Consider the following 21,042-nt stretch of genomic DNA (forward strand, 5'->3'; position numbering starts at 1 on the left):
GTGGGTTAGAGCTTGGAGTGCTAAATGGCGACGAAAACGGCCACGGGAGCGGAACGGAACGCGCAGGAGCAGGAGGGTGACACGACCCTGCTCGATACGCAGTCCGGAGCGGTCAAGCGGCTGATCGCCAAAGGGCGCGAGCGCGGATACATCACGTTCGACGAACTGAATGCGGTTCTCCCGCAGGACCAGATGTCCTCCGAGCAGATCGAGGACATCATGGCGGGGCTGTCCGAGATGGGCATCCAGGTTGTCGAGAACGAAGACAACGAGGAGCAGGAGGCCCCGCGCGAGGAGAAGGAAGCCGCCGAGACCGACAACGAGGAGCAGCAGAGCGGCAACGTCGATGCGGAGAGCGTCGGCCGCACTGACGATCCCGTTCGCATGTACCTGCGCGAGATGGGCTCGGTCGAGCTGCTCTCGCGCGAGGGCGAGATCGCGATCGCCAAGCGCATCGAGGCCGGCCGCGACGAGATGATCGGGGGCTTGTGCGAAAGCCCGCTGACCTTCCGCGCGATCATCTCCTGGCATGACCGTCTGAAAGACGGCGAGATGCTGCTGCGCGATATCGTCGATCTCGAGGCGACCCAGAGCGGCGGCGTCACGCCGGGCGAGGGAAATCCGGAAGCGGCGGGCGAAGCCGAGGCGGCGGAAGACAATTTCGATACCGAGACATCGGGCGAGGAGGGTTCGGAGCAGGAAGGCAGCGGGCTGTCCCTGTCGGCGCTCGAGGAAAAGCTCAAGCCCGAGATCCTGGCGCGTTTTGAGGCGATCGAGCCGCTCTATCACAAGCTGCGCAAGCTTCAGGTCAAGCGCATCGAGACGCTGACCAGCGGCGAGACGAGCTCGGACAAGTCGGAAAAGTCCTACGAGAAGCTTCGCGAGGAACTGGTCGGAATGGTTGAGCAGGTTCACCTGCATAACAACCGGATCGAGGAACTGGTGATGCAGCTCAAGCTGAATTTCCAGCAGCTCAACGGGCTGGAAGGGCGGATGCTGCGTCTGGCGGAGAGCTGTCGCGTCTCGCGCGAGGACTTCCTGATCAAGTATCGCAACCACGAACTGGATCCGAACTGGGTCGAGACCGTCTCGGCCCTGCCGGCCAAGTCGTGGAAGAATTTCGTCGCCCGCCATATGGATCAGGTGACGAACCTGCGTGCCCAGGTTGCCGATCTCAGCCATGAGGTTGGCCTGCCGGTCGGCGAATTCCGCCGTGTCTATGCGACAGTGTCGCGCGGCGAGCGTGACTCGACGCGCGCGAAGAAGGAGATGATCGAGGCCAACCTGCGTCTCGTGATCTCGATCGCCAAGAAGTACACCAATCGCGGGCTGCAGTTCCTGGACCTGATCCAGGAGGGCAACATCGGCCTGATGAAGGCGGTGGACAAGTTCGAGTATCGTCGCGGCTACAAGTTCTCGACCTACGCGACATGGTGGATCCGTCAGGCTATCACGCGATCGATCGCCGATCAGGCGCGCACGATCCGTATCCCGGTCCACATGATCGAGACGATCAACAAGCTCGTCCGCACCTCGCGGCAGATGCTGCACGAAATCGGCCGCGAGCCTGCGCCTGAGGAGCTTGCCGAGAAGCTCGGCATGCCGCTGGAGAAGGTCCGCAAGGTCCTGAAGATCGCCAAGGAGCCGATCAGCCTCGAGACGCCGATCGGCGACGAGGAAGACAGCCACCTGGGCGACTTCATCGAAGACAAGGCGGCCGTCATTCCGCTGGATGCCGCGATCCAGACCAATCTGCGCGAGGCGACGACACGTGTTCTGGCGTCGCTCACCCCGCGTGAGGAACGCGTGCTGCGGATGCGGTTCGGCATCGGCATGAACACCGACCACACACTCGAGGAAGTCGGTCAGCAGTTCAACGTGACCCGCGAGCGTATTCGCCAGATCGAGGCGAAGGCGCTGCGCAAGCTCAAGCATCCGAGCCGGTCCCGCAAGCTGCGGTCGTTCCTCGACGACAACTGATCGCCGTGCGCGGTCGCATCGCCGAGCCCGCCACGCGGATCGCGGTAGACGTCACGTTCCTGCGGATGCGTCATCCCCCGCGAACCGCGCCGAGGCCGCTGCCGCCCGGCTACACGGTGGAACGGATCGCGCATCCGTCGGTCTCGTTCTACCGGCAGCTCTATGATGGCGTCGGTGCGCCGTATTGCTGGTGGCTGCGCCGCGTCCTGAGTGACGCGGCACTGTCCGACGTGCTGAATGCTGCCCGCACGTCGGTCCATGTGCTTTGGCATTCGGCTGCGGCGGCTGGTTTCTACGAGCTCGATCGTCTCCCCGGACGCGAGATCAATCTCGCCTATTTCGGCCTGTTGCCGGCGGAGATCGGGCAGGGGGTTGGACGAGCCTTTCTCGATCATGCCATCGCGACCGCCTGGGCCGAAGAGCCCCGGATGCTTCGGGTCAACACCTGCACGGCCGATCATCCGCGCGCGCTTCCCACCTACCTGCGCGCGGGGTTCGAGCAGATTTCGCGAGTGCGCGAAATCTGGGACATCCCCGATGCGCTGGGTTTCGAGATCCCGGCCCGTCTCCGCGTGAAGTGAAGGCCGGGTGCTGCTGATCGTGCCGGCATTCGCATGCCAACAGTCAGGTGCGTGATGGTTTCCCGCAGGCAGTCCATGTCGATTGCCCGGCGCCTGCGAGGAGCACCACCTGCAGGCTGTGTCGCGGGGTCCGATCCGCTGCCCGCCGCTGCGAATGTTCCTTGCATTCCAAGGTCTGCTGTGCTTTACGGCACCACTTCCCTGCCGGGGCGATATGGCGTCGCGCCGGCTATACCTGTTCGCCTGGGAAGGCGAGTCGATCGGCACCCTCCGGTGCATCGACGGGGTTGAACCGATCCGAAGGGACATAGCATGCCATTGTACGAAACCGTGCTGATTGCGCGGAATGACGTTACGCAGGCTCAGGTCGAGAGCATCGTCGACGAAATGAACACCCTGCTCGAGCAGGATGGCGGCGCGATCAAGAAGCGCGAATACTGGGGCCTGCGTTCGCTGGCCTATCGCATCAAGAAGAACCGCAAGGGCCACTACATGCTCCTTGGCATCGATGCCAAGCCGGAGCAGGTTCGCGAGTTCGAGCGCCAGCTCGGCCTGAACGAGGACATCCTGCGTCTGCTGACGCTGCGCGTCGACGAGATCGACGAGGCGCCGTCGGCGATCCTGTCGCGTCGTGGTGACGATCGTGGCGAGCGCAGTGGCGGTGGCGGCGGTAATTTCCGCGGCGGTGCCAAGCCGGCTGGTCGCTTTGAAAGCGGTCGCGGCCCGCGTCGCAGCTACGACGATCGTGAGGAATACCGCGCGCGTGATGACGCTCGCGAGCCCGCGCCGCAGACCGCGAACTGATCGCAGCGCAGGAGGGAACAGTCATGTCCGAGACCACCACCGAGATCAATCCCGCCGCCCGCCGCACTGCGGTTGGAGCGCGCCGCCCGTTCTATCGTCGTCGCAAGTCCTGCCCGTTCTCCGGGCCGAACGCGCCGAAGATCGACTACAAGGACGTGCGTCTGCTGAGCCGCTTCCTGTCGGAGCGCGGCAAGATCGTGCCGTCGCGCATCACCGCCGTGTCGGCCAAGAAGCAGCGCGAGCTGGCGCAGGCGATCAAGCGCGCCCGCTTCCTCGCCCTTCTCCCCTACGTCGTGAACTGAGGAGGGCCTAGTCATGCCGCAAACAGAACTGATCCTGCTGCAGCGGGTCGAGCATCTGGGCCAGATGGGCGACGTCGTGCGCGTCAAGCCCGGCTATGCCCGCAACTATCTCCTGCCGCAGGGTCGCGCGCTGCGCGCCAATGCGCAGAACCGCGCCCGGTTCGAGACCGAGCGTGCGCAGCTCGAGGCGCAGAACATCAAGCGCCGCGAGGAGGCCGAGCGCCTCGCCGAGCGGATGCACGGTCTGTCGGTCACGATCATCCGCCAGGCGGGTGACAGCGGCAGCCTCTACGGCTCCGTCACCACGCGCGACATCGCGCAGGCGGCGACCGAGGCCGGCCTGACCATCGGCCGTCAGCAGGTCGAGCTCGACCAGCCGATCAAGGTTCTGGGCCTGCACGACGCGCGCGTCGCGCTGCATCCGGAAGTCTCGATCGGTGTGACCGTCAACGTCGCCCGCTCGGTCGAGGAAGCCGAGCGCCAGGCGCGCGGCGAGACGATCGGCGAGGAAGACGAGGACGAAGTCGAGACGTTCGGCGCCGAAGTCGAGAGCGACGAGACGCCGGCCGAGGACGCTCAGACCGAAGCCTGATCGTCTTTTCGACGCGAAAACCGGAAAACCCGGCATGGCGCAAGCCATGTCGGGTTTTTTGCGTTTCGGCGCAGGACTTTACGATACCCGGGCCTTTGGGCCATCATCCGCGCGCCAGAACAAGGGAGTTGGTCAATGCGTCGCGTCGTGGATGCCCTCATGCGTCGGTTCATCATGTTTGGCCGGCTGGACATCCTCTACAGCGACGGACAGCGCGTCACCTATCAGGGTCGTGGCGCGGAGCCGGCTGCCGCCATGCACCTCATGACGCCACGCGCTGAGCGGGCCATGGTCATCAATTCCGGGCTCGCATTCGGCGAGAGCTATATGGATGGAGAAATCGCGCCGCTCGACTGCTCGCTCGAAGAGCTCCTGTCGGTGCTGATGCTGAACATCAACCGGACCGGGCATATCGTGAACCGCCTCGAAGGGGCGACGCGCTATGCCACGCGCAAATGGGCACAGTTCAATACATTGGCCGGGTCCCGCCGCAACGTCGCCCATCATTACGATCTCAACGGTCGTCTCTACGATCTCTTCCTGGATCCTGATCGGCAGTATTCCTGCGCCTACTATGCACGTGACGACATGACGCTCGAGGAGGCGCAGGTTGCCAAGAAGCATCATATCGGCGCCAAGCTGAACCTCGATCGGCCGGGCCTGCGCGTTCTCGATATCGGGTGCGGATGGGGCGGCATGGCGCTGACGCTTGCACGCGACTACGGCGCGCAGGTAACGGGCATCACGCTGTCGAAAGAGCAGTTTGAGGTCGCCCGTGCCCGTGCCCGCGAAGCCGGCCTCGCCGATCGCATCACGATCGAGCTGCGCGACTATCGGGACGTCCGTCATCAATACGACCGTATCGTGTCCGTCGGCATGTTCGAACATGTGGGCGTCGGTCAGTTCGACCGCTTCTTCCGCGCCGTGCGCGAATGCCTGCTGCCGGACGGGGTGGCGCTGCTGCATTCGATCGGCCGCATGGATGGCCCGGGCTCGACCAATCCGTGGCTCGATAAATATATCTTTCCCGGTGGCTATTCACCCGCACTCAGCGAGACCATCGCCGCGATCGAGCGTGCGGATCTGTGGGTCACGGACTGCGAGATCCTGCGGCTTCATTATGCGAAGACGATCGCCGAATGGCGCCATCGGTTCGAAGCGCGTCGGGATGAGGTCGTCGAGATGTACGATGCGCGGTTCTACCGCATGTTCGACTTGTATCTCGTGGGCGCCGAACTTTCGTTCCGGGTTCAGGGCCACATGAATTTTCAGCTTCAGCTCACCAGATCCCAGACGGCGGTGCCGCTGACACGGGATTACATGGTCGATCGCGAACGCGCGGCCCCAGCACAAGGCTGACGGCGGCCGGTTCAGCGAGCCGTCAGGGCGGCGAGCGTTGCGAATTCCGCGACACTGAGCGTCTCCGCGCGACGTGTCGGATCGATCCCGGCGCGTCCCAGAAGCGCTTCCCCGCCGGCGGATTTCAGGGACGAGCGCAACATCTTGCGTCGCTGTCCGAAGGCGAGGGCCGTGACGCGTTCCATGGCCGCGAACAGGGCCGGAGCGGGCTGTTCGGCGTGCGGTCGGATCAGGACCACGGCCGAGTGAACCTTGGGCGGCGGTGAGAACGCGCCCGGCGGCACGTCCATCACGACGTGACACTCCGCGCACCATTGGGAAATGACGGCAAGGCGGCCATAGGCGGAATCGCCCGGGGCGGCGCAGATCCGCTCGGCAACTTCCGCTTGGAACATCAGGGTGAGCGCTTCCCACGACGCTGCCTGCCGCAGCCAGCCGATCAGAAGCGGCGTGCCGACATTGTAAGGCAGGTTGGCGATGATCTGCCGCGGCGCCGGGCACAATGCCGTGGCATCGAGGCCGACCGCATCCGCTTCGGTGATGCGCAGGCGACCCGGATAATGGATCGCCAGTTCATCCAGAAGGGGAATGGCGCGCTGGTCGAGTTCGACCGCATCGACCGATGTCGCCGACGTAGCCAGAAGCGCGCGTGTCAGGCCGCCCGGCCCTGGGCCGATTTCCACGATATGCCGTCCGGCAAGGTCACCCGGAAGCGAGGCGATGCGGGCGACGATCGTGGGATCGAGCAGGAAGTGCTGCCCCAGCGACTTGCGCGCGTCCAGGCCATGGGCGCGGATCGCGTCACGCAGGCTCGGCAGGGTGGCGGATGCGCCGGCTGTCACGGTCAGGAGGGGGCGCCATGCATGTTGATGACCGCCCGACGCTGCAGATCGCGGGTCAGCTGCCGCGATTCCTGCTCCACGCGATCGTTGACCAGCTCGTCGGCAATTTCGCTCGGCGTCTGTTGCGCGATGTTCTTTTCCTGCTTGGCGCAGATCATGAGGATCGCGATGCCTTCGCCGGACACGAGCGGGCGGCTTGGCTGACCCGGCGCCAGCGTGGCGAGAACCGAGCGCATCTGCGGGTTGAGACGCTCGAGCTGCACCGTTCCCGGATCGGTCTGGTGCTTCTCGCCGAGCTGCTTGTTGAGGGCCGCGAGCTCGTCGCAGGAATGGATCGAGCTGGCTGCCTGCGTTGCACGCTGGAGCATCTGCTTCTGCTGATCGGTCGGCGCCTGCGGGTTCAGCGGGGCATCAAACGGGAAGAAGGCCTGACGCAAGGACACCATGGTGCCGATCTGGTGGCCGATGGTGCGCTTGGCGGCGAGGGTCGCAATCACGTAGCCGCCCGCCACGCGGATCGGGTTCGAGATCGCGCCTTCCGGCATCTGGCGTACGATCGACACGACCTGGGGATCGAGCGCGTCTTCCTGCGTCCAGCCCATCTGACCGCCGTCCAGCGCACTCTCGCTTTGCGAGAACTCCGCAGCCACGATGGGGAACGGTGCGCCGTCACGCAGCTGCTGGATGATGGTCTGCGTGAACTTCAGCTCGGTTTCCGGATGACGCGGGTCGGCGACCGGGATGAAGATCTCGCTGATGAGATATTGCGGCTGGCCTTCATCGGCATGAAGGGCGGCTTCACGCTGGGCGATCTGTTCGGACGTCACGTGCCCGGTCGATCCGATCTCCTCGCGGAGCACCTGCATCCAGCCGAGCTGCACGCGGATCTGGTCGATCAGGGTCGTCAGCGACACGCCGTCCTGCGCGAGCTTGTCGCGCAGGGCGTTCTTGGGCATCCCGTTGCGGCTCTCGATGTTGCCGATCGCATCCGCAATCTGCTCCGGCGGGATATTGATGTGACGGGACAGGATTTCCTGCACCTTGAGGCGCTCGTCCACGAGCTGATGGACGATCTGGGGACGCAGGCGCGACATCAGCTCGGGGCTGATGTCCTGTCCGGTGGACAGCGCGAACAGGCGCCCACGGCTGTCCACGTCGCGCTGGGTCAGGACCTGCCCGTTGATGACGGCGACGATGGCGTCTTCCGGAGGATCCTCCGGAGCCGGGCTGGCAGCAGCCTTCGGCTGGGTCTTCGCATGCGCATGGTGATGATGGGCCGGCGTCTGGGCACGGGCGTGCTGGGTTGCCGCTGCGAACAGCGACGTGCCGAGCAGGAGGGCCAGACGGGCGGTGCGCCCCATGCGGCGATGAGGGCGAAGGCTGGGGGCAGGAACGGTCGTCATCACTCGCGTCATCTGGTCGGGCATGGTCCGGGCCGGCATCAGCCGTTGATCCCGAATGTGCCGATCGTCTTGAAGGTAAAGTTGAACAGGATCGTCATATTGCGCTGCTGTCCGCCGATGTACGTATATTGCTTGATCGCCAGGATGTCCAAGCCAAAGCAGTCGTTCGAATATCCCAGATCCCCGCCGACCGCGACAAATGCCTTCCGCGAGAGGCTGCGTCTCGCATAGGCGGACACGTGGTATTCCTTGTAGTGCGTCGAGAATCCGGCGGTCACCTCATTGGTCGGCGTGTAGTAAATGCTCGTCGGGCCCGAGACACGATAGTTCGTCGCATAGTAGTAATATGGCGTTACAGGCTGGTAGATGTAGCCGGCATTGACATGGAGCAGCGGAACGCCGGCGCTGAGAAGCCCTTCGCCGAAATCGACGCGCCCGTGCCAGGGATCGTAGCGCCCGCGGGCGGTCAGGTCGACGAAGCGGTTCGGCGTGAACCGTATGCGACCGACGGGATCGGACGCGTGATGCATCAGGCCGGAATAGGGCAACTGGTTGTGATCGATATGCTCCTGCAGACTTTCGCCGACCAGCATGTCGATGACATGTCCGCGCCAGGTCCAGTTGGTATGCAGGCCCACATTGCCGCGCAGGCCACCGTCGAGCCTGTCCGTGCCGAGATTGCGGTTGAGCGAGAACAGCGTGCTGTCCGTGAATTCGTAGGACAGGCTGTCTTCGTTCGGCAGATAGTCGTTGGCACTGTTGCCCGTGTTGGGTGCCGCGATCGCCTGCACGATAGGCTCGAGGATCTGTGTCCCGTTGCCGTGCGCGAAGGTGCGCAGGAACGGCCAGTTCATTTTCAGCGCGACCGTGGGCAGCACCTGCCCGGTGGTCTGGTTATGGCCCGTGCCGTAGTAGAGCGGCTGCTTGTAGAGCTCGTTGGCGCGGTAGACCATGGAATCCACCCGCAGCGTCAAGAGCCATTGCTGGCCGAGCCTGTTGTGGAACGGGCGGTTCCAGTTCATCTGCAACTGGGCGCGCTGATCCGACACACCGTCCGGCCGATACAGGTCGAAATCTGTCGACTGCGCGCTGAACCGTCCGCCGAGTACATCGGGCTGGCCCTGAAAGGCGTAGGTGAAGCGCGGCAGCACGAAGGGCAGGGCGCTGTCTGAAATGACGCCCTGGTTCAGTCCCTGGTAATACTGACTGTCGAGCCGCGCATAGGACCCGACGCCGAACCCTTCGAGATAGACGTTCGAGTTCAGCGTCTGCGAGCCGTATCCGGAGATGCGGTAATCGCGCATGTAGTTGGCGGAACTGGCAAGATTGACGTTGGCACCGGCCCGCCAGTTGCGGTTGATGTCGAACATCCCCTGCGCGAAGACATAGCCCTGCAGGCCGCGGTCGTCCTGAGCGCTGACGGAGTTGCCGAACGTGTTGGTGAACGCGCCCTGCCGGTGCGTGTCGTAGGCCACGGCACCCAGCACGCTGAGCGAGCCGAAATTCATCAGGTTGCGATACTGGCCGGTGATCTGCGGCCCGGTCCGGGTCGAGACCAGTCCCTGGACCGTCAGGTCCGACTGCTTGTCGATCGCCCAGAAATAGGGGACCGTCAGATAGGTGCCCAGGTAACGGTCATGCGGGCTGATGCCCGGCATGAGGAAGCCACTCTGACGCTTCACCGACGGATCCGACATCGAGAAGATCGGCATGTAGAACACCGGGTAGCCGAAGAATTCGAGCCATGCGTGGCTGAATTCGAGGCGCTGGTGCTCGTGATCCTGGGTCGCGTCGAAGGCCTGGAACTGCCAGAACGGCGCGCGTTCGGGGTGCTTGAGGCAGATCTCGCAGGCCGTATAGACCGCATGCGTCATGTCGTTGATCTGGCCCGCCGTCCGGCGCGAGCCGTTGGCGGCGAGCTTCGCGTTGTTCTGCATGCGGGCATACATCTGGGTCGTGATGCCGTCCTTCATGCCGTCGGACAGCTCGACATAATCGGAATAGGTCGTCGATCCGTCCGGTTCGGTGATCGCGACATGGCCCCGGGCAGCCAGAACGCCGGAATTGCGATCATAGGTGATCACGTCCGCGCGCATCGCCTGATCGCCCTGCCAGACCTGCACGTTGCCGGTCCACGTGGTGATGTTGGTCTTGGTGTCGGTCTGGACCTGATCGGCGACGAAGGTATCGGGTGCGTTCTTCGATGTCGGCTTGCCGACCACGACGATCGGCTGCTGCGCACGCTGCATCGCGGCATAGGCGTTTCTGTCCGGCAGGATGAGCGCCAGCGCGGCAGACACGCCCGCGAGCGTCGTCGCCGCGGCAAGTGCGCGCCGAGAGTCGATCGCGCCCGCGCGACGCCCCAGATGGGACATGACAAGGGCCGCGCCGATCAGCCCCCGGGACGGCGCGTGCGGACGCTCGCTCCGCGCGTAGGACGACGCGAAGGGAGGGGTCTGCACCTGCGTCTCCGCGCGGTCGTGTCGCACGGATCGGCGGCGCCTGCCATGCCGGCGGCCGGATCGCCTGGATCCCATCACCCATCCTCCAGATGCAGCAGCAGCGCCACCGCCAGACATAAACCAGCACCCGTCGGTGCCCACGCGGCCAGGATCGGCGGCAGGGCACCCGAATCACCGAACTGTTCAGCGATCTTCGAAACCATGAACAGCAGGAAGCCCGCGGATACGCCCGAGCCGATCATCCGTGCGACGCCGCCTCGGCGCGTCGGTCGCATGGAAAAACCCGCCGACACCAATGCCATCGTTCCGGCCAGAATGGGAAGCGCTAGAAGTGACTGAAAATGCAGGCGATGGCGGATCGAGGAGAAGCCCGACCGGTCGAGGAGCGAAATAAAGCCCGGCAGCATCCAGACCGAGAGCGTGTCGGGTGAGGCGAAGCTCTCCTGCACGCGGTCAACCGTCAGGTCCGTCGGCAATGTTATGTCACCAACCGTTACCGGAAGATGGTCGGGACGGATGGTCGATGCGGCATCCAGAACCCATTCATGATGCCCCAGATGCCCGTGAGGCGCCTCGATTCGCACCAGCAGGTCGTCATGATCGTCGAGCCGATAGACGCTGACCCCGCCAAGCTGGAGCACGCCGCCATCCATGTGGACGTTGGACGCATGCAGGATGGCAACGCCGTGCGGAACCAGAGAATGATCGACCTGCCGCAACCACAGCGCGCCGCCATTCAGCGTCAGCGGGCCGCCGCCGGTACGCAGATAGATCTCGTCGAGCGTTTCGGCCTGCCGATACATCGACGAAGAGAGCGGCGAGATCGCGGCGGTCGTCACGCCGCCGATCAGCAGCGCGCAGGCAAGGGGGGCCGCGAGAAACTGCCAGGCGGAAATGCCCGCCGCCCGCGCGACGATGAGTTCCGAGGTCCGGGTCAGCCGCCAGAAACAGACGATCCCGCCGATCAGCACCCCGAACGGCAGGATCATGATCATGTAGTACGGCACATGCAGGCCCGCGATTTCCATCACGAGGCTGGTCGGCACGTTCGGCCGCGTCGCGACGCGCCGCAGCAGGTCGATCGTGTCGAACAGCGAGACCATGCCGGTAAAGGCCGCGATCATGGCCAGCACCGAGAAGGTGAACTGGCGCGCGATATAGATGGACAGCGTGACGGAGACGCCGCCGCCGAACGATGATCTCGCGGAGCCGCGCGTAAGGTGCATGGACATCAGTTCGTCTGCCGCCGGCCCGACAGCATGGCCGCACCGATCTCGGCGCCGAACAGCATGATGCAGCAGACCGTGCCAGGCAGCAGGGCCGCGACCCACATCAGGGGCACGAGACTGGTGTTGCGTGACGCCAGGTTCTGCAGGGTCAGCGAAACGGCCAGAAGACCCACGACGCCCAGGATCGCAAACAGCGGACGCGTGATGCTGCCGTGGCGCGAGAAGGCGCCGCGCAGGATGGCCAGCAAGCCGATCATCGCAAACGAGAAGGCGGTCAGCGGCGAGGTCAGCCTGTGCCACGCCTCGACGGCGAACTTGCCCCGGTCACGCGGCGCGACTTCGTGCGGATCGGGGTGCAGCAGTTCGTGGAGCGACATCTCGGCCGCGTCGCGCAGTTCCGTCTGGTCGTGCTTCTGCCCGGTCAGATCCACCGTGTTGCGCGTGAACGTCAGGACGTTGAGCCGGCCCGTCTTGCGGTCAATCTCTTCGCGCGAGCCGTCATAGAGCACGACACGCGGCTGGTCGTGCACGATCACGATCGCCCCGTGGCGCGCGAGAATGGTGGCGGGGCTCTGCGGATCGCGGTCGTCCTCGACCAGCACGCCGTGCAGCGTGCCGTCGTTGTCGCGACTGCGCACGTAGACCGTCATCTGCCCCGAGACCTGATTGAACACGCCGTCCTGCAGCATGAAGGCGGCCATCCGGTTGCGGATCTGGAACTCGTACTGCCGGAATGAATGATAGGAGTCAGGCGCGATCCAGAGATTCAGCACGAAGCACAGGGCGGTTGCGACCATCGCGCAGACAAGGCCGGGGCGCGCCAGTTCGAGGGGCGACAGGCCAGCTGCGCGCATGACCGTCAGTTCCCGGTCGCCCGCCATGCGCTGATATCCGAACAGCACGACGAGAAACGTCGTGATGGGCAGGATGACGGCCACGAAGCCCGGGATCATCAGCGACGTGAGCTGCAGGAACACCCGCAGGCTCAGGCCGTGATCCACGATCAGCGGCACGAACCGCAGGGATTGCGTGAGCCAGATCAGCGCGACCAGACCACCCGTGCTGGCGAGCAGCCCGACGAAGAGCTGGCGCAGCACGTAGCGATCAAGTGTCGGCGGGCGGATCAGTTTGGCGAATGGAGAAGCCATTCCCGCTCATCTAGCCCATTTGCGCGTGCAGCGTCAGCCCGCCTTCGGCGACGAGGCCGGATCGGCAGGCAGCACCTTGCCGGGATTGAGACGCGAGGCCGGATCGAACGCCGTCCGGATGGCGCGCATCAGCGCAAGTTCGGTGCCGCCGCGCCAGTCTGGCATCATTTTCGTCTTGAGCTGTCCAACCCCGTGTTCCGCCGAGAACGACCCGTTGAGTGCGCGCACGACATCGTTTACGGCCGCCATCAGCGACGGGCTCAGCGCCAGAAAATCGGCACCGGCCGCGTCGGCAGGCTGGACCAGGTTGAAGTGGATATTACCGTCGCCCATGTGGCCGAACGGCACGCAGCGGATGCCCGGGCAAAGCGCCTCGCACGCGGCAGTCGCCCGCGCGATCAGTTCCGGGATGGCGGGAACCGGCACGGAGACATCGTTCTTGATCGAGGCGCCGGCCCGCTTCTGCGCCTCGGTATGTTCCTCGCGCAGACGCCACAATCCCTGGGATTGCGTCTCACTCTCGGCAAGAACGGCGTCGATCACCACGCCTCGATCGAGTGTGTCTTCCAGAACGGCTTCCATCAGGGTGCGCAGGTCGCGCGAGGGATCGCGCGTTCCGAGTTCGATCAGGACGTAATCCGACGTGCCGGGCGTTTCCGACAGGGGCCAGCCCACTTCCGGGATCATCTCGCACGTCAGCGCCATGCCGGCGCCGGACATGAACTCGAACGCCTCGACCGCCATTGGGTCGCGGGCGCGCAACGCTGCAAAGAGGTCGAGCGCCGCGCCCGCATCCGGGACGGCGCACAGTGCCACTTCGGTATGGGCGAGTTTCGGCTGAAGCTGGATGATGGCCCGCGTCACGATGCCGAGCGTGCCTTCCGATCCGATCAGAAGATGCTTGAGCGCGTAGCCCGTATTGTCCTTGCGCAGCGGGCGCATGAGATCCAGCACGTCGCCGTCGGCCGTGACGGCTTCGAGCCCAAGGGTCAGTTCGCGCATGTTGCCGTAGCGCACGGTCCGCGTGCCCCCTGCATTGGTCGCGATCAGGCCGCCGATCTGTGCGGTTCCTTCGGCTGCGATCGACAGCGGCAGCATGAGACCCGCATCACGCGCGGCATTCTGCGCGGCCGCGAGCGTCACCCCGGCTTCGACGACCATGGTCTGCCCCACGGGATCAATCGAGACGATCCGGTTCAGGCGCGACAGGACCAGAACGACATTGAGGCCATGGTCCGGCGGCGTGGCGCCGCCGCACAGGCCGGTGTTTCCACCTTGGGGCACGATCCGCGCACCATGAGCGGCACAGATCGTTACCGCGCGGGCCAGTTCCGCCGTATCGGCCGGCCGCATGACGGCGCAGGCCTCGCCATGGAACAGGCCGCGCCAGTCCGTGCAGTAGGGCGCGACGTCGCCTGCTTCGGTCAGCAGACCGCCCGGGGAAAGGTTTGCGGCGAGGTCTTCGAGCAGGGAAATGGAAGCAGGCATCGTCGTCCTGGTCACGGGTGGAGATAGGGAAGGTTGTCGGTCTGCGGCGGCAGTTCGAGCCGGTGGACGAACTGCGTGCTTGCGATGCCGACGAGCGTTCCGACCACGAACGCAATCGCTACCAGCGAATTGCGCAAGGGTGCGCGGTTGCGCATCGCGCTGAGCTGGCTCTGCAGCGTGGCGCGGGCCATGCGGGTCTGATCGAGTTCCGCGCGGAGTGATTCGCCTTGCGCGCGGGCGGTCCGCAGGTCGCGATCCAGCCGGCGCAGGTCGTTGGTCAGGGTCGTGATCTGGGCACGGGCGGCGGTCGACATGCCGCCGTCGCTGCCCGCGCTGTCGGCGCGCGCGCGGGCTCGGGTGCGGGCCGGCGGTTCCGGGGCGATGGCAATGAACAGGTTCTTGAGCGCACCGCCGGTGATCGCGTTGCGCCGGGCGCGCTTGCGCAGGGCGTCGAGCGCGTTGGACGAGGATCCGGGATGCTCCTCGAGGACGAGCGCCAGGATGTCCGCCAGAACCTTCAGTTCGCGTGGATCGAGCGCATTACTCATCGCACAAGCCCTCCGGTCCCTCTCCCGATCGCCGTGTCATCCCGCCGAACGCGGGCCCGCGGCGCGGCGCAGGCGATCGAGGATCGCAAGGCCCAGCCCGGTACGTGCGATGGGCTGTGCCGCGATGCCGGTCAGGCCGCGCCGCCGACCCTCGCCATCCAGAAAGCGCAGGCCCGCATACAGGCGCGAGGCCGCTTCCTCGAGGTCGCCGCTCTCGCTGAGATTCCAAGTCAGCCCGGCACCGGGCAGTGCGCGCCCGAAGGCGAGAAGGCCTTCCTGCGGAGAGACTTCATGGGCCTCCAGACGCAGGGGCAGATCGGGCGCATAGTGGGAAGCCAGACGACCGGGCGAGACAGGCGCCGCATCCTCATGATCGTCGGGATGGACGATCCGCCCGCAGACGTGGCGCAGTTCCTCAAGCGTCACGCCACCGGGACGCAACAGGACCGGCACCGTCCGGCTGAGGTCGAGCACCGTGCTCTCCAGTCCGACCGCACAGGGGCCGGAGTCCAGCACCGCGTCGATCCGGCCTTCGAGCGAACGAAGCACATGATACGCATTGGACGGGCTGATCAGGCCCGAGCGATTGGCCGACGGTCCAGCAACCGGCACGCCAGCCTCACGCAGGAAGCGTTGCGGCACGTCGCCGCGCGGCACACGGATCGCGACCGTCGGCAGCCCCGCCGCCGCCAGATCGGAAATGGTGCAATTCTCGCCGCGTGGCAGCACCATCGTCAGCGGGCCGGGCCAGAACGCGTCAGCCAGCGCGCGCGCCAGTGGCGTTTCCACAACCTGCGCGAAGGCTGCATCAGCATCGGGAAAATGGCTGATGAGGGGATTGAAGCGCGGGCGGCCCTTGGCTGCGAAAATCCGCGCAACCGCGGCGTCCGAGGTCGCATCGGCGCCAAGCCCGTAGACCGTCTCGGTTCCGAACGCGACGAGGCCGCCCTGGCGCACGAGGGCGGCTGCCTGCGCAATCCCGGCGTCGTCCGCGCGCAGAAGCTCCGTCATGATCCGGCCCCGTCGCTGCGGCCCATGCACAGGAAGTGCGGATTGCGCCAGCCCGTCTTGCCATAGCGCAGGTCCTGACCGTCATCCGTGACGATGCGTCCTCCGGCCGCCTCGACCACGGCCTGGGGGGCTGCGGTATCCCATTCCATCGTAGTGCCGAGGCGCGGGTAGAGATCGGCGGCACCCTCGGCGACCCGCACGAACTTCACGGAACTGCCCAGGTTGCGCGTCCAGGCGATGCGGCGCGCGCCGATCCAGGCGGCAAGCTGCGGATCGTCGGCGTAATGGCGCGAGGCGAGCACGCGCGCGCCATCGGCCGGCGGCACGCAGGCTTCGATGGCATGGGTTCCGTCCGCGTCGATCCGGAAGGCGCCGAGGCCTGCGCCGCCGTAATAGGTCTGCCCGTAGGCCGGAAGCGCCACGGCGCCGAGGACGGCGCGATCACCGCGCACGAGACCGATGTTGACGGTAAAATCGTCCCGGCCGGCGGCGAACTCGCGTGTGCCATCGAGTGGATCCACGAGCCAGAACATGTCGCCCGGCGCCATGGTCACGCCGGCTGCGAATTCTTCCTCTCCGATTGCGGGGATATCCGGCCGGGCGGCCCGGAGGCGCTGCAGGATATGAGCCTCCGCCGCGTGATCCGCCTCGGTGACCGGCGAGCGGTCGGCCTTGATCTCGGTTTCGAACCCGCGGGCACGGATCGTGTTGACGATCGCGGCAGCTTCCTGCGCCACGGTGGTCGCGAGCGACAGCAGGCTTGCGTCATCGGGATGGGGAGAGAGGCGGGCTTCGGTCATATCGGGATGAGGCGTTCGTATCGTTCGGGCCGGAGCACGTCGCACGGAGTCGCCGGCGTGCCTTGCAGGCCGTCGGGCTGATGTGACGCACCAGGGGAAAGGGGCGATTGGCAATCATACCGCAATGCCCCGGCCGCGTCATGTCCCGCCTGCCATCCGCCATGGCCGTCTTTCGGGGTGCAAACTCCGGCGCAACTTGTCAGGGGCGTTTGCGGGGCGGATATAGGCCACAACAGTTTCAGACGGATATCCTGCCATGCTCGACATCGCCCTGGCCCCCCGAACACTGCTCGATGCGGCGGCGGATCCGCAGGCTCCGCATTCGATTGCCCTTCTGGTCGATACCGCCTTCGCGGAAGCGCCAGCCTTTCGCGCTCTGGATGCGCGTCTCGGCGGTGCGCTGACGCGGGCAGCGCGCGTCGGGCGCTTTCTGGGCAAGGCTCGCGAGATCTGCAGCGTGCTCGCACCTGTGGACGGGATCGATGCCGTCATTCTGGCCGGATGCGGTCAGGCCGGGCATGTGGATGCACCAGCGGTCGAGGCCGCGGGGGCCAAGGCGTTGCGCGTGGCACCGCCGGCATCCGAACTGCTGATCGCAGGCGACGGGAGCACCGCGCCACTCGTGCTACGGGCCGGCTTCGGTGCCCTGCTCGGCTCATACCGTTTCACCCGCTATCACGGGAAAGCCACGGAAGACGGGGCCACCGCCGTCAGCCGGCGCGTGCGCATTCTGGTGGACGATCCGGAAGCGGCGCGTGCGGAGTGGACGGCGGCCGAGGCCCTGGCGCGTGGCGTGATCGCGGCGCGCGATCTGGTCAACGAGCCGCCCAATGTGCTGACGCCGGGCGAATTCTCGGATCGTATCGAGACACTCGGCACGCTCGGGGTCGAGGTGGAAGTGCTGGACGTGGCGGCGATGACCCGTCTCGGCTTCGGCGCGCTGCTCGGTGTCGCGCAGGGAAGCGCCAATGCGCCGCGCACCGTCATCATGCGCTACAGGGGCGCCGGTGCCTCGGGCGCGCCGCTCGCGTTCGTGGGCAAGGGCGTGACGTTTGATTCCGGCGGTCTGTCGCTCAAGACCGCGTCCGGCATGGAAGAGATGAAGACCGACATGGCGGGAGCCGCCGCCGTCGTCGGTGCGATGACGGCGCTTGCGGCGGCCAAGGCGCCGGTCGACGTGATCGGGATCGTGGGGCTGGTCGAGAACATGGTGTCCAGCCGCTCCCAGCGTCCGGGCGATGTTGTGCGCAGCCATTCCGGCCAGACGATCGAGGTGCTCAATACCGACGCCGAAGGCCGCCTCGTGCTGGCGGATCTGCTGTCCTACACGCGCGAGCGGTTCTCGCCGGCGCTGATGGTCGACCTCGCGACGTTGACGGGCGCCATCGTGGTCAGCCTCGGTGCGCATCACGCAGGCCTGTTCAGCAATGACGATGCTCTGGCGGACGATTTGCTCGTCTGCGGTCGCGAAACGGGGGAAGCGCTGTGGCGGATGCCAATGGGCGAAGCCTACAACCGCGCGCTGCGCTCGCCCATCGCCGACATGAAGAACATCGGCGGCCGCCCCGGCGGCGCCATCACGGCGGCCCAGTTCCTGGCCCGGTTCGTCGGCGACACGCCCTGGGCCCATCTCGATATCGCGGGCACGGCATGGGCGAGCGAACAGCAGGCGCTCTCGCCCAAAGGCGCGACCGGCTTCGGTGTTCGCCTGCTCGATGCGCTGGCCCGTGCGCGGACGCGCGCATGAGCGTCGCGTGACGGAGATCGGCTTCTACCATCTGACGCGCAGCACGCCGGAACAGGCACTGCCGGCGCTGCTGGGCCGGACATTGGACACGGGCGCGCGGGCCGTAGTGCGATGCGCGTCGGCCGAGCAGGTGCGGGCCCTTGATGCCGCCCTGTGGCGCTCGACCGATCCGGTCTGGCTGCCGCATGGTGCCTCGGGCGGTCCCAGCCCGGGCCGCCAGCCGATCTGGCTGACGGCCGGAGACGACGTGCCGAACGGGGCCACGTTCGCGTTTCTGCTCAGTGGCGTCGGCGAGGTGGCAGCCCTCGATGGTTTTGCCCGCGTGTTCGACCTGTTCGACGGTGGCGAAGAGGCGCAGGTCGCAGCCGCGCGCACACGCTGGACGGCGGCCAAGGCAGCCGGCTTCACTCTTGCCTACTGGCAGCAACAGCAGCGAGGGTGGAAACGCGCGCGATGATGGTTCTTGGAATGATGGGCCGCAGCATCGTGGCCGCGGCGCGCATGGCGTGGGTCCTTTGGCCCTGGACGCTTGGTCTTCTGGCGCTCGATCTCGCTCAGTCGTTCGCCGGCTATGTCGGCAAGACGCCGACGGCCGTCGCGCTGGTTCAGGTCGCAGGGTTTGCAGTGACGGCCCTTGTGACGCTGCGGTTCTATGCCGGTCATCTGGATGTCGACTGGCGCGCGGTCCTGGCCGACCGGGCGCAGAGAAGCCGGTTTGTCGCCTGGTACTGTTTTATCGGCCTTCTGGATCTGATCGGCCTGCCGCAGGGTCTCGCCGGGCACGTGCCGCCGCTGGCGGCGCTCGTGTGCGAGTTGGGCGCGTATTACTTCCTGCTGCGTCTGATCGCCGTTCTGCCGGCCGTCGTGGCGTGGCGTACCTGGCCGGGGGTGGATCGCATCTGGAATGCCGGCGGCGTCCTTGCCTGGCGGATCGCCCTGTTCTCGTTCGTGATGATGTTGATCGCGGGTACCCTCGTGACGCTGGCAGCCCTGGCGGTGCACCCGGACATGCATGCGCTGACGGCCGATAGGCAACGATTGGCGGCTAGCCTGGACAAGCTGGGCCCGACATGGCTGCTGGTCATGTCCGTCGTGACCGCTTTGATCGAGATGGTGTCGTTCGCCTTTGATGTCGCGTGTTTCCGCGTCGTGAGCAGCACTCCCACTCAACGCGCAACGTGAGCTTCCGCGCCGGCAGCGCTGTCGGCATCCGAAGGCGCGTGGGCTGGATCCAGCGTTCGGAACCTGCGGTGGTGCAGGCCTGTAATGTCGCTCATCGCGCCTGTGGTCCCGCTCCAGCCGGGAATCAAATGCGTATGGGCTTTCCGGACGGATACGTGGTTCAGGGCTATGTCCGCTGACCGATGGGGCCGGCATACCGTCCTGCCCGAACGGGTGGATTGCGCATCTGAAAATTCCTGGCCTCATGTCGTTGCCGAGGCGGATTCCACGCATTTTGAAGGGCGCCATTGGCCGCCTTTTTTTGTGCAATGCATGCATCATTCTGAGCGGCCGATTCATGGTCTGAAGAACCACGCCAAACCCGGCCTGACTCAGGCGCCGTGCGGAAAAGCCTCGGCTATGGCGGCATAAATCCGTGCGCGATCGGACCGACGACGGCTGGAACGGGCTGTCTGAGCTTCAACGGCGCCGTGGTCAGCGAGCGGCATGGCATTCGCAGCCCTGCGTGAAGGCGGCCCCGAATTCTGATGCCGGTCGCCGGCTTTTCCGGGAGCAGGGCTGTCATGCCCGAAAAAGACATGATCCGTCGTGCAAAACCGTTTGTCTCTTCATGCGCTGGAAACTCTGACATCGAATGACATGAAGAGAAAGGCGCCGGACCATGCCGGAAGACATCCAGAAAACCGTAAAGCTCAAGAACGGCACTGAACTGCCCGCGCTCGGCATGGGCACGTGGAACATCGGCGATCGGCGCGACCGGCGCAGCGACGAGATCGCAAGCCTGCGGGCCGGCATCGATCTGGGCCTGCGTGTGATCGACACGGCGGAAATGTACGGCTCCGGCCGGTCCGAGGATCTGGTGGGCGAGGCGATCGAGGGACGGCGCGACGACGTCTATCTCGTCAGCAAGGTCTTGCCGTCCAACGCGTCGTTCCAGGGCGTGCAGAAAGCGTGTCGCACGTCTCTCAGGCGCCTGAAGACCGACGTGATCGACCTCTATCTGCTGCACTGGCGCGGCGGCGTTCCGCTTGAAGAGACGGTGCGCGGCATGGAAGCGCTGCGTGACGAGGGCCTGATCCGGGACTGGGGCGTCTCCAATTTCGACACGGACGACATGGAGGAAATCGAGGAGGTGGGCAGCGACTGCATGGCCAACCAGATCCTCTACAGCCTCGAATATCGCGGCACGGAATACGATCTGCTCGAACATGATGCGTCCCGCGGCATTGTCACGATGGCATATTCTCCGCTGGGGCAGGGCGGCGACCTTCTGAAGCATCGTGTCATGCGCGAGATCGCCTCGCGGCATTCGACCAGTCTGGGCGAGGCCACCACGGCACAGATCGCACTCGCCTGGGTTCTGCGTCGCGAAAACATCCTCGCCATTCCGAAAGCGAGTTCGCCGGCACATCTCAGGGAAAACGCAGCCAGCCTCGAAATCGGCCTGACCGACGAGGATCTGGCAGCACTGGACGAGGCCTTTCCGCCGCCGCATCGCAAGACCCGCCTCGCCATGCTCTGAGGCGTAGCCCAAGCGATCAGGGATGATAACGCCCTTGTCCCT

At 65.6% G+C, this 21,042-nt stretch carries 19 protein-coding genes; 10 read left to right on the forward strand and 9 right to left on the reverse strand.

The window, feature by feature from the left end; translation table 11 throughout:
* Window positions 1–24: 24 nt before the first annotated feature.
* From rpoD to B8446_RS05015, 6 genes are all read left to right on the forward strand, one after another.
* Window positions 25–1,980: an RNA polymerase sigma factor RpoD gene (gene rpoD, locus B8446_RS04990; protein WP_048847816.1), complete on the forward strand. Its 1,956-nt coding sequence runs from the start codon at window positions 25–27 to the stop codon at window positions 1,978–1,980.
* Entirely contained in the window at window positions 1,980–2,561 is a 582-nt protein-coding gene (locus tag B8446_RS04995) for a GNAT family N-acetyltransferase (protein WP_373277128.1), read from the forward strand. The genes rpoD and B8446_RS04995 overlap by 1 nt, the downstream gene beginning before the upstream one ends.
* Before the next feature lie 312 nt (window positions 2,562–2,873).
* Window positions 2,874–3,365, forward strand: a complete 492-nt coding sequence (gene rpsF / locus B8446_RS05000) for a 30S ribosomal protein S6 (RefSeq protein ID WP_048847818.1) — start codon at window positions 2,874–2,876, stop codon at window positions 3,363–3,365.
* A 23-nt stretch (window positions 3,366–3,388) separates the two neighbouring features.
* The gene (rpsR, locus tag B8446_RS05005; RefSeq protein ID WP_048847819.1) at window positions 3,389–3,667 is read left to right on the forward strand and encodes a 30S ribosomal protein S18; all 279 of its coding nucleotides are present in this window, start codon (window positions 3,389–3,391) and stop codon (window positions 3,665–3,667) included.
* A 13-nt stretch (window positions 3,668–3,680) separates the two neighbouring features.
* Window positions 3,681–4,259: a 50S ribosomal protein L9 gene (gene rplI, locus B8446_RS05010; RefSeq protein ID WP_048847820.1), complete on the forward strand. Its 579-nt coding sequence runs from the start codon at window positions 3,681–3,683 to the stop codon at window positions 4,257–4,259.
* Window positions 4,260–4,394: 135 nt separating this feature from the next.
* Entirely contained in the window at window positions 4,395–5,618 is a 1,224-nt protein-coding gene (locus B8446_RS05015) for an SAM-dependent methyltransferase (protein WP_048847822.1), read from the forward strand.
* Between the two features lie 11 nt (window positions 5,619–5,629).
* Here B8446_RS05015 and rsmA read toward each other — a convergent pair whose 3' ends face one another.
* From rsmA to B8446_RS05060, 9 genes are all read right to left on the reverse strand, one after another.
* Complete coding sequence (rsmA, locus tag B8446_RS05020; RefSeq protein WP_148505841.1) at window positions 5,630–6,466, reverse strand: 16S rRNA (adenine(1518)-N(6)/adenine(1519)-N(6))-dimethyltransferase RsmA; 837 nt, start codon at window positions 6,464–6,466, stop codon at window positions 5,630–5,632.
* Window positions 6,463–7,863, reverse strand: coding sequence for a peptidylprolyl isomerase (locus tag B8446_RS05025; protein WP_241767635.1), 1,401 nt, complete (start codon window positions 7,861–7,863; stop codon window positions 6,463–6,465). Before B8446_RS05025 ends, rsmA begins: the two co-directional genes overlap by 4 nt.
* Before the next feature lie 38 nt (window positions 7,864–7,901).
* Complete coding sequence (locus B8446_RS05030; protein ID WP_048848057.1) at window positions 7,902–10,238, reverse strand: LPS-assembly protein LptD; 2,337 nt, start codon at window positions 10,236–10,238, stop codon at window positions 7,902–7,904.
* A gap of 161 nt (window positions 10,239–10,399) precedes the next feature.
* Entirely contained in the window at window positions 10,400–11,557 is a 1,158-nt protein-coding gene (gene lptG, locus B8446_RS05035; protein WP_241767636.1) for an LPS export ABC transporter permease LptG, read from the reverse strand.
* Entirely contained in the window at window positions 11,557–12,702 is a 1,146-nt protein-coding gene (lptF, locus tag B8446_RS05040) for an LPS export ABC transporter permease LptF (RefSeq protein WP_048847827.1), read from the reverse strand. Before lptF ends, lptG begins: the two co-directional genes overlap by 1 nt.
* 33 nt (window positions 12,703–12,735) lie before the next feature.
* Window positions 12,736–14,190: an FAD-binding oxidoreductase gene (locus tag B8446_RS05045; RefSeq protein WP_048847829.1), complete on the reverse strand. Its 1,455-nt coding sequence runs from the start codon at window positions 14,188–14,190 to the stop codon at window positions 12,736–12,738.
* A gap of 11 nt (window positions 14,191–14,201) precedes the next feature.
* Complete coding sequence (locus tag B8446_RS05050; RefSeq protein WP_048847830.1) at window positions 14,202–14,738, reverse strand: hypothetical protein; 537 nt, start codon at window positions 14,736–14,738, stop codon at window positions 14,202–14,204.
* Window positions 14,739–14,774: 36 nt separating this feature from the next.
* Window positions 14,775–15,749 (reverse strand): L-threonylcarbamoyladenylate synthase, encoded by a 975-nt coding sequence (locus B8446_RS05055; RefSeq protein WP_048847832.1) that lies wholly within the window; start codon window positions 15,747–15,749, stop codon window positions 14,775–14,777.
* Window positions 15,746–16,549 carry a 3'(2'),5'-bisphosphate nucleotidase CysQ family protein gene (locus B8446_RS05060; protein ID WP_048847834.1) on the reverse strand — a complete coding sequence of 268 codons (804 nt, stop codon included), beginning with the start codon at window positions 16,547–16,549 and terminating at the stop codon, window positions 15,746–15,748. The genes B8446_RS05055 and B8446_RS05060 overlap by 4 nt, the downstream gene beginning before the upstream one ends.
* 256 nt (window positions 16,550–16,805) lie before the next feature.
* Between B8446_RS05060 and B8446_RS05065 the strand changes: the two genes are divergently transcribed.
* The 4 genes from B8446_RS05065 (at window position 16,806) to B8446_RS05080 (ending at window position 21,000) form a co-directional block, all read left to right on the forward strand.
* Window positions 16,806–18,296: a leucyl aminopeptidase gene (locus B8446_RS05065; protein ID WP_048847836.1), complete on the forward strand. Its 1,491-nt coding sequence runs from the start codon at window positions 16,806–16,808 to the stop codon at window positions 18,294–18,296.
* Between the two features lie 7 nt (window positions 18,297–18,303).
* Window positions 18,304–18,753: a DNA polymerase III subunit chi gene (locus B8446_RS05070; RefSeq protein WP_048848061.1), complete on the forward strand. Its 450-nt coding sequence runs from the start codon at window positions 18,304–18,306 to the stop codon at window positions 18,751–18,753.
* On the forward strand, window positions 18,750–19,478 hold the full coding sequence (locus B8446_RS05075) for a hypothetical protein (RefSeq protein ID WP_048847839.1): 729 nt from the start codon (window positions 18,750–18,752) through the stop codon (window positions 19,476–19,478). Before B8446_RS05070 ends, B8446_RS05075 begins: the two co-directional genes overlap by 4 nt.
* Before the next feature lie 661 nt (window positions 19,479–20,139).
* Window positions 20,140–21,000 carry an aldo/keto reductase gene (locus B8446_RS05080; RefSeq protein WP_048847841.1) on the forward strand — a complete coding sequence of 287 codons (861 nt, stop codon included), beginning with the start codon at window positions 20,140–20,142 and terminating at the stop codon, window positions 20,998–21,000.
* The last annotated feature ends 42 nt before the right edge of the window (window positions 21,001–21,042 follow it).

The organism is Tanticharoenia sakaeratensis NBRC 103193 (genome assembly GCF_000963885.1).
GTDB classification, from domain to species: domain Bacteria; phylum Pseudomonadota; class Alphaproteobacteria; order Acetobacterales; family Acetobacteraceae; genus Tanticharoenia; species Tanticharoenia sakaeratensis.

Coding starts and splice junctions, on each gene's coding strand:
- B8446_RS05055 (WP_048847832.1), bottom strand. CDS start 15,749: ATGACGGAGCTTCTGCGCGCGGACGACGCCGGGATTGCGCAGGCAGCC.
- lptF (WP_048847827.1), bottom strand. CDS start 12,702: ATGGCTTCTCCATTCGCCAAACTGATCCGCCCGCCGACACTTGATCGC.
- B8446_RS05045 (WP_048847829.1), bottom strand. CDS start 14,190: ATGCCTGCTTCCATTTCCCTGCTCGAAGACCTCGCCGCAAACCTTTCC.
- rpsR (WP_048847819.1), top strand. CDS start 3,389: ATGTCCGAGACCACCACCGAGATCAATCCCGCCGCCCGCCGCACTGCG.
- B8446_RS05065 (WP_048847836.1), top strand. CDS start 16,806: ATGCTCGACATCGCCCTGGCCCCCCGAACACTGCTCGATGCGGCGGCG.
- rpsF (WP_048847818.1), top strand. CDS start 2,874: ATGCCATTGTACGAAACCGTGCTGATTGCGCGGAATGACGTTACGCAG.
- rplI (WP_048847820.1), top strand. CDS start 3,681: ATGCCGCAAACAGAACTGATCCTGCTGCAGCGGGTCGAGCATCTGGGC.
- B8446_RS05030 (WP_048848057.1), bottom strand. CDS start 10,238: ATGTCCCATCTGGGGCGTCGCGCGGGCGCGATCGACTCTCGGCGCGCA.
- B8446_RS05015 (WP_048847822.1), top strand. CDS start 4,395: ATGCGTCGCGTCGTGGATGCCCTCATGCGTCGGTTCATCATGTTTGGC.
- B8446_RS05060 (WP_048847834.1), bottom strand. CDS start 16,549: ATGACCGAAGCCCGCCTCTCTCCCCATCCCGATGACGCAAGCCTGCTG.
- B8446_RS05050 (WP_048847830.1), bottom strand. CDS start 14,738: ATGAGTAATGCGCTCGATCCACGCGAACTGAAGGTTCTGGCGGACATC.
- lptG (WP_241767636.1), bottom strand. CDS start 11,557: ATGTCCATGCACCTTACGCGCGGCTCCGCGAGATCATCGTTCGGCGGC.
- B8446_RS05025 (WP_241767635.1), bottom strand. CDS start 7,863: ATGACGACCGTTCCTGCCCCCAGCCTTCGCCCTCATCGCCGCATGGGG.
- B8446_RS05080 (WP_048847841.1), top strand. CDS start 20,140: ATGCCGGAAGACATCCAGAAAACCGTAAAGCTCAAGAACGGCACTGAA.
- rpoD (WP_048847816.1), top strand. CDS start 25: ATGGCGACGAAAACGGCCACGGGAGCGGAACGGAACGCGCAGGAGCAG.
- B8446_RS05075 (WP_048847839.1), top strand. CDS start 18,750: ATGATGGTTCTTGGAATGATGGGCCGCAGCATCGTGGCCGCGGCGCGC.